At 50.6% G+C, this 18,665-nt stretch carries 16 protein-coding genes; 13 read left to right on the top strand and 3 right to left on the bottom strand.

Features of this window, described 5'->3' with window-relative positions; genetic code table 11:
• Genes D8682_RS06345 through D8682_RS06300 form a run of 10 tightly spaced genes read left to right on the top strand, consistent with a single transcriptional unit; the run spans position 1 to position 13,873 of the window.
• Positions 1–1,968, top strand: a complete 1,968-nt coding sequence (locus D8682_RS06345; RefSeq protein WP_064545463.1) for a type VI secretion system Vgr family protein — start codon at positions 1–3, stop codon at positions 1,966–1,968.
• A 10-nt stretch (positions 1,969–1,978) separates the two neighbouring features.
• On the top strand, positions 1,979–2,488 hold the full coding sequence (locus tag D8682_RS06340) for a hypothetical protein (protein ID WP_121813839.1): 510 nt from the start codon (positions 1,979–1,981) through the stop codon (positions 2,486–2,488).
• A complete protein-coding gene (locus D8682_RS06335) occupies positions 2,488–2,787 on the top strand; it encodes a PAAR domain-containing protein (protein ID WP_121813838.1) in 300 nt (99 codons plus the stop codon). The genes D8682_RS06340 and D8682_RS06335 overlap by 1 nt, the downstream gene beginning before the upstream one ends.
• Before the next feature lie 11 nt (positions 2,788–2,798).
• Positions 2,799–3,854 (top strand): type VI secretion system protein TssA, encoded by a 1,056-nt coding sequence (gene tssA / locus D8682_RS06330; protein ID WP_121813837.1) that lies wholly within the window; start codon positions 2,799–2,801, stop codon positions 3,852–3,854.
• Positions 3,851–4,465: a type VI secretion lipoprotein TssJ gene (locus tag D8682_RS06325; protein WP_121813836.1), complete on the top strand. Its 615-nt coding sequence runs from the start codon at positions 3,851–3,853 to the stop codon at positions 4,463–4,465. Before tssA ends, D8682_RS06325 begins: the two co-directional genes overlap by 4 nt.
• Positions 4,465–5,859, top strand: coding sequence for a type VI secretion system baseplate subunit TssK (gene tssK / locus D8682_RS06320; RefSeq protein ID WP_121813835.1), 1,395 nt, complete (start codon positions 4,465–4,467; stop codon positions 5,857–5,859). The genes D8682_RS06325 and tssK overlap by 1 nt, the downstream gene beginning before the upstream one ends.
• Positions 5,856–6,482 carry a DotU family type IV/VI secretion system protein gene (locus D8682_RS06315; protein ID WP_121813834.1) on the top strand — a complete coding sequence of 209 codons (627 nt, stop codon included), beginning with the start codon at positions 5,856–5,858 and terminating at the stop codon, positions 6,480–6,482. The genes tssK and D8682_RS06315 overlap by 4 nt, the downstream gene beginning before the upstream one ends.
• A 4-nt stretch (positions 6,483–6,486) precedes the next feature.
• Positions 6,487–9,921, top strand: coding sequence for a type VI secretion protein IcmF/TssM N-terminal domain-containing protein (locus D8682_RS06310; protein WP_121813833.1), 3,435 nt, complete (start codon positions 6,487–6,489; stop codon positions 9,919–9,921).
• Positions 9,922–9,963: 42 nt separating this feature from the next.
• Positions 9,964–12,531 carry a type VI secretion system ATPase TssH gene (gene tssH / locus D8682_RS06305; protein ID WP_121813832.1) on the top strand — a complete coding sequence of 856 codons (2,568 nt, stop codon included), beginning with the start codon at positions 9,964–9,966 and terminating at the stop codon, positions 12,529–12,531.
• A gap of 16 nt (positions 12,532–12,547) precedes the next feature.
• Complete coding sequence (locus tag D8682_RS06300; RefSeq protein ID WP_121813831.1) at positions 12,548–13,873, top strand: VasL domain-containing protein; 1,326 nt, start codon at positions 12,548–12,550, stop codon at positions 13,871–13,873.
• Positions 13,874–13,954: 81 nt separating this feature from the next.
• Here the strand turns inward: D8682_RS06300 and D8682_RS06295 are convergent, their stop codons facing one another.
• Both D8682_RS06295 and D8682_RS06290 read right to left on the bottom strand, forming a co-directional pair.
• On the bottom strand, positions 13,955–14,602 hold the full coding sequence (locus tag D8682_RS06295) for a hypothetical protein (RefSeq protein ID WP_121813830.1): 648 nt from the start codon (positions 14,600–14,602) through the stop codon (positions 13,955–13,957).
• A gap of 326 nt (positions 14,603–14,928) precedes the next feature.
• Positions 14,929–15,426: a hypothetical protein gene (locus tag D8682_RS06290; protein ID WP_121813829.1), complete on the bottom strand. Its 498-nt coding sequence runs from the start codon at positions 15,424–15,426 to the stop codon at positions 14,929–14,931.
• Positions 15,427–15,740: 314 nt separating this feature from the next.
• On the opposite strand from D8682_RS06290, the gene D8682_RS06285 reads away from it, so the two are divergent.
• Positions 15,741–16,241, top strand: a complete 501-nt coding sequence (locus tag D8682_RS06285; RefSeq protein ID WP_121813828.1) for a very short patch repair endonuclease — start codon at positions 15,741–15,743, stop codon at positions 16,239–16,241.
• Here D8682_RS06285 and yedA read toward each other — a convergent pair whose 3' ends face one another.
• Positions 16,242–17,159: a drug/metabolite exporter YedA gene (gene yedA / locus D8682_RS06280; protein ID WP_064545487.1), complete on the bottom strand. Its 918-nt coding sequence runs from the start codon at positions 17,157–17,159 to the stop codon at positions 16,242–16,244. It abuts the gene before it with no gap.
• Between the two features lie 177 nt (positions 17,160–17,336).
• On the opposite strand from yedA, the gene D8682_RS06275 reads away from it, so the two are divergent.
• Together D8682_RS06275 and D8682_RS06270 are read left to right on the top strand one after the other, a co-directional pair.
• Positions 17,337–18,251: a DUF808 domain-containing protein gene (locus D8682_RS06275; RefSeq protein ID WP_121813827.1), complete on the top strand. Its 915-nt coding sequence runs from the start codon at positions 17,337–17,339 to the stop codon at positions 18,249–18,251.
• Between the two features lie 92 nt (positions 18,252–18,343).
• The gene (locus D8682_RS06270; RefSeq protein ID WP_064545493.1) at positions 18,344–18,523 is read left to right on the top strand and encodes a YodC family protein; all 180 of its coding nucleotides are present in this window, start codon (positions 18,344–18,346) and stop codon (positions 18,521–18,523) included.
• The last annotated feature ends 142 nt before the right edge of the window (positions 18,524–18,665 follow it).

The raw sequence follows: 18,665 nt of genomic DNA, 5'->3' as shown, positions 1-18,665 counted from the left end.
ATGCCAAATGTATTAGGGCAGAACAATAGATTCATCCGCTTTGTTGGGGATGCGGCTAATTCACTGACATTAATGAGCATTGAAGGTGAGGAACAACTCTCATCCACTTTCCGCTACCAAATCCAGTTTCGTACGGAATTAAGCAGTGCGCAGATGGGGCGTTTCCTCGGTAAAGAAGTCGCCTGTGAGATTGGGCGCAATAGCCGCAAGCGTTATGTGCATGGCGTCATCACCCATATTGTGGAAATGAATAATACCGATGGTATCAGCACGTTTGTTGGCCGCCTCGAGCCACGTATGGCTTTCTTGCGTCTGGGTCGTAATCTGGCAGTGTTCCAGAATATTACGGTGCCTGATTTAGTGTGCCAGCTGTTGCGCCAGCAGAATATCAACCAGATCGAGTTACGCCTGCGTGCAACCTATAAACCTCGTGAATATTGCATTCAATACCGCGAGTCAGATTTTGACTTCATCAGCCGCTTGCTGGAACAAGAGGGGATTTACTACTTCTTCAGCCATACCGCGGGGCAGCACCAACTAGTGCTGGCTGACCATCCATCCTGCCACCATTCCACGGCACCGGCGCAACTGCCTTTTATGCCGCAGACGGATTTGGGGGAGGGGAACGGCATTTTAAGCTGGTCGGCGCACTCATCACTCGCTGCTTCTTCCGTGCTGTTAAAAGGCTTCAACATGGAGCAGGCAGCCAGTATTGAAGGGGAGTCGAAGGTGGCCGACCAGGATTACGCGGTTCAGGGGGTCAGTTACGTTGATGCCAACGGTCACGACAACCGCTCTCTGCTTGAGGCGCAGGCCAGGCTTAAGATGGAGCAACTGGAAGCCGACAGTCAGCAATATCTGGCAGAGACTTCAGCTTTCTGGGTGCACTGTGGTGAAAAATTCACTCTGACTGACCATCCGTCATGCCACGGCGACTACCGCATTAAATCGGTTCATCTGCGGGTAAGCAGCAGTATTGATGACAGCACCCCGGATTTCCATTGTCAGATTCATTTGCTGAAAGACAGCGTGTCATGGAGGCCTGAGCACACCACGCCTCAACCTTATATTCCCGGTATTTTGACCGCCACGGTGGTTGGCCCTAAATCGGAAGAAATTCATACCGATGAATACGGGCGTATCAAAATCCAGTTCCCCTGGGATAACGAAAACAAAAAAGACGACGGTAGTTCATGCTGGGTTCGCGTGTCGCAACCCTGGGCGGGTGGCCGTTTTGGCGCGATGTTCCTGCCGCGGGTTAACAGCGAGGTGATCGTTAGTTTTGTTCATGGCAACCCGGATTATCCGCTGGTTACCGGCACGGTATTTAACGGGCAAAACAAACCGCCACTGACGCTGCCGGATGAAAAAAATCACAGCGGATTCGTTTCCCGTAGTTCGCTTGATGGCAGCGTTGAAGAGAGCCATCAACTGCGATTCGACGATAAAAAAGGCGAAGAACGCCTGGTGATTACCTCACAAAAAGATCTGCTGTTGACGGTGAAAAATAACGTCATCACTGAAATCACCAAACAAGTCACCGAAACCATCGGCGAAGGCCGTGCAACTGAAATTACCAAAGGCAATGAAACGTTAACCCTGAAACAGGGCGATCGTGCGTTGACGCTGGAAAAAGGCAACCACAATACCACGCTGAAAAGTGGCGATTACGCGCTTGATATCAAAGGTAATTTAAAAGCCAGCCTCAGTGGTGGCGAACATCAGATGGATATCAGCGGCGGTGGCAGCAAGGTGAAAGCCGATAAAGCCTGCGTGATTGAATCGACGCAAAGCATCGAACTTAAAGTGGGCAGCAGCAAGATATCTATCACCCCTTCTGGCATCACATTGAGCGCGACCACTATCAAGGTTGAAGGCAGCGGAACCGCAGAGCTGAAAGGCGCGATGGTGACAGTTAAAGGCAGCGGTATGACGCAAATTAAGGGTGGCGTGACCATGATTGGTTAAGGCGATGATGATGAAAGAAAAATTAATGACTCCAGAAGCTTTTGCCGGTTATCGCAGTGCTGACAGTGGCTATGAAAATGCACTCAATCTGATGGTTTCCGGCCAATGGGAAGATGCGCTTGCCAGCCTGGTACTTGATAAAACGCCAGAAAAAGTGCTCGGCTGGGTGGTGCAACAAGTCACACAGTTGCCATTAAATCCACCGGCTCTCCAGTGTGTGGCCGACATCAATCAGTGGCTGAAAACCCACGATGAAGGGCTGCGTCGGGATATTTTCCTGCAGGCGGAAAACCTCGGTTTTGATACCCCAGTCGGTGCGGCAGGGCTGGCGCTGTTCTGGATGCAGGGCAGCATGACACCCGACGAATTTGAGGCTGTTTATCCCGAAGCACATTTAGCCCCGTTGATGCTGCACTGCGCGCTGAAACAGTTGAGTGTCCTGCTGGCGGCAGATAACGCCCCGCTTATCGGTGCACAAAACCTGCTTGCCCAATGGCACACCGTGCAAGGGGGTCATTAATGGGCCAGCCCGCTGCACGAGTCGGTGACATGCACGTTTGCCCGATGGTCACCCCCGGTTTGCCGCCCATCCCCCACGTCGGTGGGCCAATCACCACGCCGGGCTCTCCGACGGTGCTGATTGGCGGGGTTCCTGCCGCAACAGTCGGTTCAATGGCGGTGTGCGCCGGGCCTCCTGATTCAGTGGTTAAAGGCAGCACCAAAGTGCTGATTGGTGGCAAGCCAGCCGCACGGATGGGAGACAGCACGGCTCACGGCGGCACTATCGTTGTTGGCTGCCCAACAGTTTTGATTTCTTAGAGTGTGATGCAATGAAAACAAATTTTGATGAACTGTTGGTGCCGATCGGTGAAGAGCAACCCGCTGGTCGCAACGTTGAATATCAACAAATTTATGACGATATTCGCCAGGCGCGCGAAAGCGATCCTGATTATTTGCCGCAGGGTGAATGGGCAACCGAATTACGCAAGGCCGACTGGCTCAAAGTCATCCGTCTGAGCCGCGAAGTCTTGAAAAAGGAGAGTAAAGATCTCCAGGTCGCCTGCTGGTTTGTTGAGGGTTTAACTCAGCAAAACGGCCTGGCGGGTTTACTGGAGGGAACGCAGTTTCTGGCAGCGTTTCTCGAACGCTATTGGCAAACCGCCTGGCCTGAGCTGGATGAAGACGGTGCGGTTATTCGCCACAGCATTCTGAATCGTCTGGATCGCCAACTGGCGCTGATGTTGAACAGTTATCCGTTACTCGGGCAGCCAGAAAGCTCGCTGGACCACTGGCAAAAAGTGCTCCTTCAGGAACATCAATCCACGATGGCCCGCAGCCGTACTGATTCAGACAGTGACTTCTCTATGGAGACATTTAATCGTTGGGCACTTTCGCTTGTACCACAAAAAATTGTGACGCAGAGCGAAACACTCGAGCTGCTCATCGAAATGCTCAATCACCTGGAAGCGACCTACGAGGAGGTCAACCCGCAGGCAGATTCATCTGCGCTGGGGCAAACGCGTAGCGTCATTGCCGAGATGCAGGACTTTATGAAACGGCTGTTTGACCGTGCGGCACCCGCTTATGACGACATCATGTCGCTCAATGTATTAGCGCCACAAGAAGCTGATTTATCTGCTGAATCCGCCATGTTTGCTGGCAGGACGCAAAAGCAGGAGATGTCGCGAGATTTAGCCATCAGCCAAATGCTGACAATTGCGCATTTTTTCCGTCAGACAGAACCCTCCAGCCCGGTCCCTTTTTTGATGGAGCGTGCGGCGCGTTGGGCGGGAATGACACTCACCGAATGGCTTGATGAAATGCTGGAAGACAAGAGCTGTATGCGCGACATCAACAAAGTACTAAAAGGGCAAGAAACAGAATGAAAGGTCAAATCAGCTTCGTGGGTCTGTTACTCAGCATGCTTATGCTTGCGGGGTGTAGCACGGGCGACCAGGAAGCGCGTCAGCGGTCTATTGACAAGGTATCCGCTCCGTTTGCCAGCGGTGCCATTACCCTGAACCTGCGTGCAGAGCCGGGGCTAAACAGCGTCAATGAGCTGCCGAACAGTTGTACGGTTTTGCTGTTACAGACCAAAGATAAACCGGCGCTGGATAAGCTATTGAATAATCCGACGTTGCTTAAAAGCCTGTTTGCCGGAGCGGGCAACGAAGGGGATGTATTACAGCTTGATCGCTATGTCGTGATGCCTGGACAAAGCAATATTCTGCATATTGATCGTGCACAGAATACGCGCAACCTGGCGCTGGTTGCCGGGTATTACCCGTTCCCGACTAAACAACACATGTTTACGGCAGAAATCCCGGTCAGCACGCACAGCACCGGCTGGTGGTCGCCCGTGTGGCAATCGGCACTTTCACCCGTCACATTTTCCGTCACGCTGGGCAGTGAAAGTATTGTCAGTGCCGGCGAACCCAATGAGACGGAAAACATCGCCCAGAACACCGCGCCCGTTGCCGTCGAGGAAAAAGGGTAATGTACAGCGAACAACAACAAATTTACTGGCACTCCGGGTTATATCTTCAACCGCAGCATTTTCAATCGCTTGATTTGCACCATGAGTGGCAGCTTGCCCAGCGCTTACAGCTCGCGCAACCTTATAACCATGGGTTGATTGAAGTCGAAATCAATAAAGCGGCGCTGGACGATTATGTGGTCAGTGTCGATCACATCCGCTTTATCATGCCTGGCGGGACATTCTTATCGATGCCAGGAAACTGCCAAATTGAAAAACGAAACTTCCGTGATATCTGGAAGCAACGCGACCAGACGCTGCCCATATGGCTGGCATTGCGTCGTTTTGATCCGCAGCACAGCAACGTCACGACGCTGGGAAAAGAGCACGATCGTGCGGTCACCCGTTGGGTGAATACCGGGGAAGATCGGGTGATGAAAGATGTCTACGATCATGCGCCAGACGCCACAGTCGCGCGCTTGTGTTACAACGTGCGCCTGCTATCAGATGCTGAAAAAGCCGATGCCGTAGATTGCGAATGCATTCCATTAACTCGCTTACGTTATCTCAATGACCGGGTCACGTTAGATGAGGCGTTTTCCCCGCCATCGGTGACGCTCTTTGGCTCCCAAAGCCTAGAGAAACTTATCGAAGCCATCTATTTTGAGCTGAGCGCCAGAGCCAGAAAACTGGAGGAATATAAACGTTCCGAACGTCTGGTGAACGATGCTGAACGTGGCGACCAGGTGACGCAGCTGCTGGCGATGCGCTCTCTTAATCGTGTCTTGCCTATGCTGAAAAACTATTGCCAGGCACGGCAGGTTCACCCCTGGACGGTTTACAACCTGCTCTGCCTGCTGATTGGCGAGTTTTCGTCCTTTAGCGACAGTTGTTCTTTTGACGGGCAGTGGCGAGACAGCGAAAGCAAGCTGCTGGATTATAACCATAATAGGTTGCTGGGTTGCTTTGAAAGCGCACGCAGGACATTGATTTCCCTGCTGAACAGCCTGATTCTTGAGGACAATACGTATGTCACGCTTGAGAAAGATTCTCAGGGCGTTTTCAGCGGTGAGTTCAAAAGCCTCGAGTTTAAACAAAGCGAAACGGCGCTGTTATTGCTGCGTTCTGCCAGCATCCCGATTGAAAACCGCCAGATAAAAAACCAGGGCGGTATCAAACTGGCACCGCCGCAAATGATCGAAATGTTAATCCAGCATGCTTTGCCGGGGATTCCGGTGAGTGCCTGCCGCCAACCTCCGCGAGGCGTGCCGAACCGTAGTGACTCTCACTATTTTGTTATCGAACAGGATAGCGACCTGTGGAGCAAGGTTATCAAAGGAAAAGGTATTTCCTGTTACTGGCCTGATATGCCGGACGATTTGCAGGTTCAAATTATTTTTGTGGTGCCATCATGATGAGTTTATTGAATTGTTATTTACCTTTATTCCGTCTGGTGACCACGTTATTGACTCAACCTCAATTACATGAGGATTACGCGGTTTTTCGCAGTCAGTGCATAGAGTTATTAGAGCAAGCATTATGTGAATCTGAATTGCACCATGAACAACAAGAATGTGAAGATGCTTATTTTGCGGTGGTGCTTTATTTAGATGAACGGGTGTTATGTTCGACCATTCCCTGGGTTAAGGAGTGGCGCGCAGCATTACTGCAAAAGCACTACTTCAATATTTCTGTTGGTGGCGAAGAGTTTTTCACCCGCCTTGATACCCTCGATAAAACCAATACGCCATTAAGAATGGTGTATCTGTTTTGTTTATTGATGGGCTTTCACGGGAAATATACCCAACAAGATGCCCAGTTATTACAACAACGTATTGATAGTGAAAGAGAGTGCTTACCCGAAGCCTGGCGACAGTGGCCAAACGAGGCAAACCTGGTTGAACCTGGCTCAGGAACCCTTAGCGGAAACCAACAAACGCGTAAAAAATTGCGGCAACGTAAAGGGTTGCTGTTGTCATTACCGTTATTTATCTATGCCCTTATGTTAGCTATTGGTTCAGGTTTTTTTACCGGGTAATAAAATGTTTAAAAAACTGATTGAATTTTTTGCATGGGCAATATTGCTGTGCTTGCTATTTGTTTTTTGTTTGTGCATTGCGGTGATTAGTGAACGCTCTTTTACCGCTGCGGTTATTCTGTGGTTTGCATTAATTATTGCTGTTTTAGTGGTTCGTTTAATCTGGTTTTCGCTGCGCGGGATCTCTCAGAGCAAATATGTTCTTTATTTGAAACAGCGCTTAACGCTGACCCGAATGGAACATGTTCTGTTTGAACACTGGAAAGCGGGTGAGTCGGTGATTAAACGCATCAAAAGGCGTAAACAGCACCTACCCTGGTTTATCTTAACGGGTAAACGCAGCGGTAAAACCACGCTGATGGCGAGTGCTGGTCTGCCCCTTTTTTCAAACGAGCCTGAAAGTGCACTGGTGGTGCCTACGCGCACCCTGCGCTGGTGGTTTTTCCACTCCTCCGGTTTCCTTGACCTTTCGAGCCATTTCCTCAGTAAAACGCCTGCTTTTGAACGCGGCTGGCTCAATCTGGTTAACTGGTGCCAACGCGTACCTTCTCCGGCGGGCATTGTGGTGTGCGTTTCCATCGCGGATTTACGGGGAAAAGAGGCGGCAGATTTACATCTCAATGCCCGTCTTGTTCGAACGCAAATCGAGCCATTGATTAAAAAACTCAAGCGCCGTTTGCCGGTCTACCTTTTTGTCACCTGTTGCGATCAAATCGCTGGTTTTAGCCAGTGGGCAAGCAAACTTTCACCTGCTCAGCGTCAGCAGGCGTTGGGCTATTACTGGCTGACTTCGCCGGTTGTTGATGGTAAAGACCCCGCTTTGCTTGACCCCCTCTTTACCTGCGTGAAAGACGGGCTGGATAAAGTCCGGGTCAGCATGTTGTCTGGCGGTGATCCCGATAATGACACTCTCGCATTGCTGGATTTCCCGGAACAACTGATGCAGTTGCAGCCTGCTTTGCAGCGTTATCTGGCGGCATTATGTGAACCCGACGCTTACTTCGAACCTGCACAATTAGGTGGGATTTGGTTCAGCGCCACCGAACCGGTAAGTAAAAATAGCGCCGCACGCAAAGCGCTATTTACCCATAATCTGATCAGCCACTTGCTGCCAACGCTTAGCCGCCAACGGGAAATCGCGCCGATCGGGTTTAGCCGCCGTTATTTTCAACGCTGGGGAGTCATGACCTTTAGTGTGCTGGCGTCGCTCTACCTGGCCTGGAGTGGGGCGAGCAGCTACGGCCTGGGGGCCGGGAATCTTCAGGATATGACGCCTGAGCAGCAGGTTCAGCAACTGAAAGGTATTGAGAGCTGGAACGAATCACCGTTGCAGCATCTGCTATTCGTGCCGTTGCTTAATCAGCGGCACCACCAGCTGGAAGAAACGATTCTGGCGGCCACTCCGCGCAGCACGGTCAACATGCAGGCGGCTGAACAACGCTATCAGCAATTGTTTGCTGAAGCACTGCCGCAGGGGAAACGCGAGTTAGTCCTGAACCTGGCCAGCGCCATTATGACCAAACAGGCAATGCTCGATGGGCAGTCACTTGCCGAACTGGAAAAACACCCTCCCGTGTCTCCGTTGTTGAGCCTGACCGGTGCGGACTCTTCGTTACCTCTGGCCTATGACATCGCGCTACAGCGTGAGTTATTACAGCAACCCGGCGGCGCGGAACAACTGAATTCATTACGCAAACTGTTGGGGCAACTGGTCAACAGTGATACTTCCTGGAGATGGCTGATAGCCCCTTCCCAGGCACTGACGCCGGTTAACCTGGTAGATTTCCTGCCCTGGGCACAAAACAATGTGCAGCTCGATGGTCTGTGGACGGTACAAGGATCGGTGCAAATCCAGCACTGGCTGGATACAGTCCGGCAAGCGGCGGGTAAAAATGTCAGCATGCCGGTACTGGCAGCCTTTGAACAAAACTGGAACACACTGCGCCAGAACCAATGGATGACCCTGATACTGGCGATGAGCAACCAGCCCGCACCGGTGCTAAATGGGGCTCAGTGGCAATCTACCCTGGTGTCAATCGACCAGGGCAATAGCCCGTCAATGGCATTTGCCCACTATGCCACGGAACAACTTGCCGATATTCCCGGCCAGCATGCCAGCCGCTGGCTGCGGGAACTGCGTCAGCTAGAAAAACTGCAACAGACTCCGCTAAACGGCTCAGTGATGAACACCGCCGGCCGCCTGGAAAAAGCGTTCTTACAGAAAGTGGCGAGTGTTATCAAGCTGGACAACAAAACGCTGAATAGCGCGGTGAGCGACCTCAATATTAAAAATTGGCTGGCCTGGAAAGGGAGCCTGCGCGCTGCCGTTTCTGATGCGTTTGTCACGCCAGTAAAAAGTGAGCGACTCACCCGTGGTTTATTTCTGAGTGGGGAAAATGCTGCGGCTAATCCTTTGCAGCAACTGGACACCCGCTTTGCCACGCTGCGCAAAAGTGTTTCCGCAGAACAAGATGACTTCGCGCTCAATGCCGTCTGGGCTTTATATAAAACCGATGCTCACTGGCTGGTGGCGCATGCCATGCAGCGATCGGGCTGTTGGCTTCAGGATCAATGGCAAAGCCGGGTGCTGTGGCCGATGGAAAAAAATGCCGCACGTCTGGATTACAAAGAACAGCAAGAATTGAGCGGGCAATACCTCGCTGATTTTATTCGCGGGCCAGCAAAAAGTGTTCTTGTAGTGGGGGACAACGGGCCAGCTGCGGGGCAGTTTGATGGCCTGACAACCGGCCTGACGCCAGAGTTTTTGCGGATGGTTAACCACGTTCTGCGCCCGGATGATGTGCTGGCCATGCCAGAACGTGACAGCACGCGCAATGATGATGTGCTGGCATCCCTGAAAGAACAGCAGAGCAAACTTGAAACTCAGATAGCGGCGCTGGAAGCAAAATCCATCGAGATCACGCTAAAAAGCCAGCCTGCGACCATTCCTGGTGGTGCACGTCTGATGCCAACCGGCACGCGTGTGACGCTGTTTTGTGATGAACAACGCTGGACTCTCAGCAGCATGAACTTCAGCGAACAGGCACCTTTCCGCTGGCGTCCTGGCCACTGTAGCCGCATCACGCTGGTGGTGAACTTCCCTGGTTTTGACCTGACGTACGAGTACTTTGGCGATTCGGCCTGGACTGACTTCCTTGAAGACATGTCCGACGGACAGCATCGCTATCTTGCCAGCGACTTCCCTGAAGATGCTGCGCAACTCGACGCCATGGGCATCAAAGAAGTTCTGGTGCGCTACCAGACGGGGCCGCAAGACAAGGTTCGGGAAACCTGGCAGCAATGGCAGGCGCTCAACCAGTCACTAAACGACAATGCCGATGCACAACTTGCGTTGCAGGACAAAAAAGCGCAGCAGCGCTCAGCGGTGCCAAATAATCATTTCTCTCAATTGCCCGCCCGCATTGCTCAATGCCAGTGAGCGCCTGGGGTCATTTTAAAAAATAGTGAATGGAATCAGACAATGGGTAGCTACCTGAAAAAAGTTGTGGAAAGACTGAGTACTGAAGCGCGCGGTTGCCTCGATGCCGCGATAAGCCTGGCGGTGAGCCGTACCCACCATGAAGTTGAGGTTGAGCATTTACTGCTGGTGTTGATAACCCGTAAGCCCGCCATGATTGAGCAGTTATGCCTGATTGCAGGCTTGCAAGGGGATGTGTTACTTGAGGCGCTACAAGTTAGCCTGAGCCAACAACGCAGCGGCAATACGCGTAGCCCGGTGTTGGCTGAATCGCTGGTTGAGCATCTGGAAATGTCCTGGCTGCATGCCAGTGTCTGCTGGCAACAAACACAACTGTCGGTGCAGGCGCTGATGGGATGCTTGTTCGTGGATGCCAAACGCAGCCAGGCGCACTTTGCGCCAGTGCTACAGCAAGCGCTGTTATGCAATAGCGAAAAGGCAGAACAGTTTTTGCACGAAGCTTGTGCTTCGTCTCGTACTGCGGCGGCAGCCCACGCCGACCACAATATAGATTCCGCGCTGAAAAAATTTACGCGCAACCTGACTGAACAGGCGCGAAACAGCACGCTGGATCCGGCTTTGGGCCGTGAGTCGGAAATTCGCCAGATTATTGATGTGCTCCTGCGTCGTCGCCAGAACAACCCTGTTTTGACCGGTGAACCAGGTGTAGGCAAAACGGCTTTAGTGGAAGGGCTGGCGCAACGCATCATCGAAGGCACCGTGCCTGATGCGCTAAAAAATATGGAAATCCTCTCGCTGGATATGGGGTTACTCCAGGCCGGTGCCAGCGTAAAAGGGGAATTTGAGCAACGTCTGCAAACCCTGTTACGCGAGGTGAAAGAGTACCCATCTCCGGTGATTTTATTTATCGATGAAGCACATACCCTGATTGGTGCAGGCGGCCAGGCGGGGCAAAATGATGCGGCTAACTTGCTCAAACCGGCACTGGCGCGTGGCGAAATGCGCGTGGTTGCGGCAACAACCTGGGCGGAATATAAAAAATACTTCGAGAAAGATGCCGCCCTGGCACGCCGTTTTCAGGTGGTCAAAGTTGCCGAGCCGGATGAAGAAACCGCCATCGCGATGCTGCGTTCACTTAAACCTGCGCTCGGTAAACACCATAACGTGCAAATTCTGGAAAGCGCGCTGGTTGCGGCTGTGCGGCTTTCCAGCCGTTATATCTCAGGCCGCCAGTTGCCGGATAAATCAATCAGCCTGCTGGACACCGCCTGCGCCCGCGTCGCGGTTTCTCAATGCCATGCCCCTAAAGAGATTGAAGATCTTAATGCCTTACTGAACAACCTGATTGCCGAGCGCGAAAGCCTGCAAAAAGAGGGGGGCAAATCCCCACGCCTGGAATGGCTGGATAAGCGCGAGAAAGAGATAAGCCTGAGCCTGAGCCAGTTGCAGCCGGTATGGCAACAGCAACAGGAGCTGGTGGCGCAAATCAATGGCACCGAAGACAGTGCGCAAATCGCCGTATTACGCGGGCAATTAGCCGAGCTTCATAAAGATCAGGCGCTGGTCTATGACTGCGTGGATGCCACCTGTGTGGCTGACGTTATTGCCGGGTGGACGGGTATTCCGCTGGGCAGAATGATGGAAAAGGAGCAACAACAGCTTGGTGATTTGGTGGCGCGCCTCGAAGCGCGGGTTATCGGCCAGCCACATGCGCTGGCAGAAATCGCCCAACAGATCCGTATCGGGCGCGCCAACCTGAGTGACCCGGCCAAACCGACCGGTGTTTTCATGCTGGCGGGTCCATCGGGGGTCGGTAAAACGGAAACGGCGCTCGCGCTCGCGGAACTACTCTATGGCGGCGAGCAGAGCCTGATTACCATCAATATGTCGGAATACCAGGAAGCCCATTCGGTTTCCGGCCTGAAAGGTTCGCCTCCGGGCTATGTCGGCTACGGTCAGGGCGGGGTGTTGACTGAGGCGGTGCGCCGTCGTCCGTACAGTGTGGTGTTACTGGATGAAGTCGAAAAAGCGCATCCGGACGTCATGGAAATCTTCTATCAGGTGTTCGATAAAGGGTTCATGGACGATGCCGAAGGCCAGCAGATTAACTTTCGCAACACGCTGATTATTCTGACCAGCAACCTGGCAAGCGATTTGGTGATGGAGGCCTGCCTGGCCGGTGATGCGGATAACAAAAACCTGACCAGGCTGATCCGCCCTGAATTTGACCGTTTCTTCCGCCCGGCGCTAATGGGCCGCTTGCGTTTGATCCCTTATCTGCCTGTTGTGGGTGAAACGCTGGCGAAAATCATCCGTCTGAAGATTAACAAAGTGTGTGAACGCTTTGCTCATGCCGGGGAAGGGGATTGCGTACTGACTTACAACGAGAAAGTGGTGGAGTTTGTCGCCAGCCGTTGTCAGGTAGCACAAAGCGGAGCGCGGGAAATCGACGCCGTACTTAATAGCGAGCTGCTGCCATTGTTGACTGACCGACTGCTGGCAAGCGAAGAAAAAGCCGACGTTCGTTTACAGCTTAGCGTTGCCAGAGGGCAACTCACGTTAGCAAAACAGCCTCTGTCAAAACGCGCGGCGGCCAAAGCTCAGGCGTAAAGCGCTAAGGAACAGTATGAAATCGATGGTAAATCTCAGGGCATTAAAAATTAATAGCCATGATCCACGGCTCAGCAAAGCATTTTTGTTACTCAGCAGTGAACTGAGCCACCTCAATGGTGCGCTTTCTGGCGCCACAGACTGGAAAATGCTGGAGGATAAGTGCTTCCAGCTCTTTCGGGATTACGGCTACGACTTGCAAAACGGCGTGTGGTTTTGCCTCATCAATATGCAGCTGAAAAGCTGGGCAGGATTAGCCGAGGGGCTGGATCTTCTCACCACAGCTTTTACCCATAACAATGTGCGCTGCTGGCCACCGGTGGCTGCTGTGCAGGCGCGGCAATCTTTGATTGACTGGTTTTGTGCCAATGTCGCGACGCACATTTACACCCTGAAGTATGGCCCGGAAAACAACGGTGAAATGCGCTCGGTGGAAAGAAGCATTGGTGTGCTGTACGAATACTCGAAAAATCTGCAATCACGCAGCCATGATTCGCTAAAAAATCTGCACTATTTTTTACAGGTTCGTTGCCGCTCTGTCCCTTATCTGGTGCAGAAAGTGGTGGCGAAAACGCCCTCTACGGTGAGTGCAGTGAAGCCGCTGATAGTAAAACCGCCGATAGAAAAACCGGAACCGTTGCCAGAACCAATACTGATGCCGGAAATGGCGCTGGCGGTACCGGCTCAACGCCCGTTACTGTGGGCGCTGGGAGGAATGGCGGCGGGTCTGGGATTGAGTCTGGCGGTTGCGGCAGGTTGGTACACTCTTCAAACCCCGAGTTTAAGTGAAAAGCTCGTCGCATCGGTGGCGCAATTAGAGCAAGGCGGCATTCAGGCTGCGTCTGTATGGCATGACGTGCCGCCGGAGAAAATTCAGCAACAAAAGCAGGCTATTTTGCAGCAGGCAGGTGCAACGCTTAACTGGCTCAGCACCCAACCCGCAGATGCATTAGTGGGGCGGGGTGAACGTTTATCCGACTTATTACAGCAGCATTTCCCGAATAATGAGGTGAGTGCGCAATGGCTAACAGCGTTGAAAGAGAAAGCAGGCAGTATTCCAGTTCTGGATGGCTATATTAAAGCGAACAAACATCTGGATGAACTGGATGCCCGCTTATTAAATGCCGAGAAGACTCAGAGCAAATATATGACGGTGTCGGAGTTAAAAACGGCGGTTTATCAAATCAGGCAGGATTTACAAAGTAATGGCGCTGCGGCGGAAACATTGTTGTGGGAAGTACAGCAAACGGGTCCCGAGAAACGTGACCCGGCGGTGATGAAGAAAATAGAGCAACGGATCGAGGCATTAAATATCCGCTATCTTCTCCTGAAAGAGAAATGATTCTATCTTTTAATTTTACTGTTTGTAGATTATTGAAAACACTGGCAACTTCTTTATACGTATGTCGGAAGTTGCTTTTTATTATCTTAACCGGATGAGCGTCTTTACAAAGGAATGATCACTATTCCGGCCTGGTATATTAATTTTTAATGCATAATTTTTATCACGTAACGTATTGCACGCCACAGCGATCCTTTTGGGTGTCCAGATATACTGTTCGCCACCAAATAACCCAAATGCCTTATGGTATAAAGGTGACCCTTTTAACCCAGCCTTGAGAACCCGACTGACAACAGTGGCGCAGTTTTTTGACAGCGGAGAAAAAGACGGAATGGCACTGCTCTTTATTTTATGCCATTCTTTCAACATGTTATAAGTATTTAAATCTCTCAGCCCATAAATAACATGCGGGCAATCAGCTTCATCATGAACATCACTCTTATAATCACTGGTGAAAAATTCAAACTTATGCGTTGAGTTATTGAAAGAACCTTCCCTATAGGCTGGTGTTTTTTTTACGTAGGAGGAAAGTTTGGATTTGGTTTTCCCTGGCCACCAACTGATATAAGGGCTGTTGTCGTCTAAGTCGCCAATCAGCATGGCTGCATGCCCCAGATGATGATCCTCAGGATACCAGATGAAAACCCAGGCATTTATTTCACCGGTAAAGGTACAGTTTTTGGCTTTTAGAAGAGCAACATCACAAAGTTTCTTTAAATTTTCAAACATAAAGACTCTAAATATAAAAGAAGAAGTATTGGAGAATTTTGAGTGGACGTTTTAGTTTCATTGTTACGTGAAAACAGATTCAATTTATTATAATAAATTGAGTGCTTTTCACAACTTATTACGTTGTTAAGATATTTGTAATACAGTAAAAGGAAATAATGATTTCATAGAGTTAGCTGAGGAATGTTATTTTTCGCTTAGGTGTATTTTTTCAACAAGTGTTTTATCAGGGTAATGTATGGCATTAACATCATTCATTCTCTCAATAAATTATTGTCGAGTGGATTAGTCTCAGCAACATCCACCCATTTTAAATGATTAAAAAATCATGTACCGCCATGTGTTCTTTTTTTCTCAAGACTGGTTCCGTATCTGGCGGTCAGAATACCCGTCTGGAATTCCATGGTTTTGATTTGTTCAAAAGCATCATTGCCGTCTTTAGCATCTAAAACCCGCAACTGAGCATTCAGTGATTTGATTAAAAGATCGCCATTTCCTTGATGCTGATAATCAGCACCTTCAAGGCAGGAAAGGGTTGCCAGACGGTCAAATAGCTGCAAGTCCTCAGACAGGAAAGCGTTCTGCGTCATATGAGTGCCGGTCTTTTGTTCCCACTGGTGAATAATCTCGCGCCGAAATTGTTCAGGTGCTGCCGTTTTACACAGTTTGATTATATCTGTGCCGAGCGGGAAGGTCGGCGCAATTTGCCCCTCGGTGACGGCATTCCAGTCAGTGACATAATCATCGGTGATATTATTTTCAGCGTCGCTGGCACAGGCATTGAATACGGCACAGAGCAGTAATGCCGGGATGATATATTTCATGGTATTTTATTTAAAACCCGTTATAGATGTTAATAATATTAACAATTGAAGCGTTAATTTATAATAAATAAAGATATGATGAATCTATGCTGCCACTTTAATTTGCCGGGTTAAAGCTGAAAATATTTCACTTGTTGGTTATAAATTAACCCGCTAGTGGTTAATCTATATTTGATACATGATGTTACGGGAAAACGTGTTTTGGCTTAATAGCCAAAAATGCACACAATCAGATCGCCAGTTATTATTTTTCAGCGTTCTGCTAATCTGGTAGCTAATCAGCTGATTCCCGTCAGCCCATAAAAGGAACCGTGATGGTGGATGTCCACAGCAAGACTATTCGCAGTAAGAATATGCGGGCTATCGCAACGCGTGATACTGCTATCGAAAAGCGGTTGGCGGGTTTATTAAGCGAGTGCGGTTTTTCCTTCCGCACGCAGGACGCCACCCTTGCTGGCAGGCCAGATTTTGTCATCGATGAACACCGCTGCGTTATCTTCACCCACGGTTGTTTCTGGCATCACCACCACTGCTATTTATTTAAAGTTCCGGCAACGCGCACCGAATTCTGGCTGGAGAAAATAGGCAAAAATGTGGCGAGAGATAGTCGCGATACAACGCGTTTATTAAGCGAAGGCTGGCGAGTACTTTTGGTTTGGGAATGTGCGCTGCGGGGCCGCGAAAAACTCAGTGACATCGCACTTTGTGAACGTCTGGAGGAGTGGATTTGCAGTGGCGGGCATCACGCACAAATTGACACCCTTGGCATACACGAGCTTAAAGACGACGGGTGGCAAGCGCCACCCGCAGGCTGATTACTTCTCTACCTCACAGACTGTCACTACCGGCTTTGGGGGCAGCAGATATTTCCCTAAAGTCACCAACACCACGGCGAAAATAATCACGCCAAGCGCCAGCCATTCAATGGGCGATAAACTTTCCCCGGCAAAACCCGTTCCCAATAACACCGCAACCACAGGGTTGACGTAGGCGTAGCTGGTGGCAACTGCAGGCGCGACGTTACGAATCAGGTACATGTAAGCGCTGATGGCAATAATGGAACCAAATATAGAGAGGTAAGCCACCGCCGCAAAACCTGCGGGGGTTGGTAAAGACGCGAGATGCTCACCGGTTAACGCCGAAGCGGCCAGCAACACAATCCCGGCCGCCAGCATTTCTACCGCTCCCGCCATTAAGCCCGTGGGGAGTTCGATGCGCGAACCGTAGACTGAACCGAAAGCCCAGCTAATCGAGCCAATCAGAATTAACATTGCTCCCCACGGATTACCGCTCAGGTTGCCGCCGCTATTGAGCAACACGATACCACCCAGACCAATCGCGATACCGAGCCATTCCAGCTTGCGAGTTTGAATACCGAACAAGCGGCTAAAGCACAGCGTAAATAGTGGAACGGTTGCCACCATCACCGCGGCAATACCTGAAGGAACATGTTGATGCTCAGCGACCGTAACAAAACCGTTGCCCACTGCCAGCAATAAGACGCCAACCAGTGCGGCGTTAAGCATCGGGCGCAAGGCGGGTAATTTATGGCCTCGCAGCAATAAAACCGCCATCAGCAATATGCCAGCGGCCATGAATCGCACCCCGGCCATCATAAACGGCGGCCAGCTTTTCACGCCAACGGCGATGGCAAAATACGTTGATCCCCAGATGATATATAACGCAAATAGAGCTGCAACCAAAGGCAACAACTGACCAGAACGAACGCGCATGTGTCTTCACATCCTTTAGCAAGAGAGCTAATAGTTAACGTCAAAACTATCTGACTGGCGAGCATTTTACTTGTTGTGATTATGTTAATTTTTATTGACAGCCTGCTTTGATTTTCGTTAATGCACTTTTCTTCCATATACTGTTAGGCAGACAAACTAAAAAAGGACGTTCATTTAATGGCTGGAAGTAGCTTATTAACCTTGCTGGATGATATCGCCACGCTGCTGGACGATATTTCGATGATGGGAAAAATGGCGGCGAAGAAGACGGCTGGGGTGCTGGGCGATGATTTGTCGCTCAACGCGCAACAGGTTTCTGGTGTAAGAGCTAACCGCGAAATACCTGTGGTCTGGCAGGTGGCGAAGGGTTCTGCCATCAACAAAGTGATCCTCGTTCCGCTGGCGCTGATCATCAGTGCATTTGCGCCGTGGGCTATTACGCCTTTATTGATGATTGGTGGCGCATTCCTTTGTTACGAAGGTGTTGAGAAAGTGGTGCACAACATTCATGCCCGCAAACACAAGGAAACGCCCGAAGCTCGCCAACAACGGCTTGATGAAATTGCCGCGCAGGACCCGCTGGTGTACGAAAAGGATAAAGTTAAAGGTGCCATTCGCACCGACTTTATTCTGTCTGCCGAAATTGTCGCGATTACCTTAGGGATTGTGGCAACCGCCCCTTTGCTTAACCAGGTGCTGGTGCTGTCCGGTATTGCTATTGTCGTGACCGTCGGGGTTTATGGCCTGGTGGGCATTATCGTTAAACTGGATGACCTCGGTTTTTGGCTGGTAGAAAAAAGCTCGGTGGTGGCTCGTGGCATCGGGAAAGGGCTATTAATTCTTGCCCCGTGGCTGATGAAATTCTTATCAGTAGTCGGCACATTGGCGATGTTCCTGGTCGGCGGCGGTATTTTGGTGCACGGCGTGCCAGTGTTGCATCACGCCATTGAAGACTGGGCGCAGAAGTTGGGCGGCATTGCTCATTTGCTTGGGCCAACATTGGCGAATCTGGTGATCGGATTTATCATCGGAGCCATTGTGCTGGCAGTCGTAAATGGCATAAGTCGCTTGCGTAACAACACAGTTCACTAATTTTTTGCAGTTATTTACGCTTATCACCAGGCAAAACAGCAGGTCATTGTCTATAACTGTAGAAGTTTTCACCCCTGATACAGGAGGCAGTTATGGTCTTTGTGGTCAGCGATGAAGTCCAACCTAAGAATGGTGGCCCAAGGATGATTGTTACCGGGTTTTCCAGCGGTATGGTGGAGTGTCGTTGGTATGATGGTTATGGTGTAAAGCGTGAGGCCTTCCGCGAGGATGATTTAGCCCCACTGGCAACAAGGAGCGCCTCACAAGGATAAACCTGAAACGCCCGGTCAATGATCGGGCGTTTTTATTTCTTGAATACCGTCAGTTGCGGGAATGATATACTTTTCATGAATATGTTTATGATTAGTAATCACTGCGAGTGATAATATGCAGCACTATTAATCAGAACCGTCC

The sequence above is a fragment of the Buttiauxella sp. 3AFRM03 genome (assembly GCF_003675305.1).
GTDB classification, from domain to species: Bacteria; Pseudomonadota; Gammaproteobacteria; order Enterobacterales; family Enterobacteriaceae; genus Buttiauxella; species Buttiauxella ferragutiae.
Note: the sequence above shows the minus strand (reverse complement) of the source record. Positions and strands in the feature narration are given on the sequence as shown.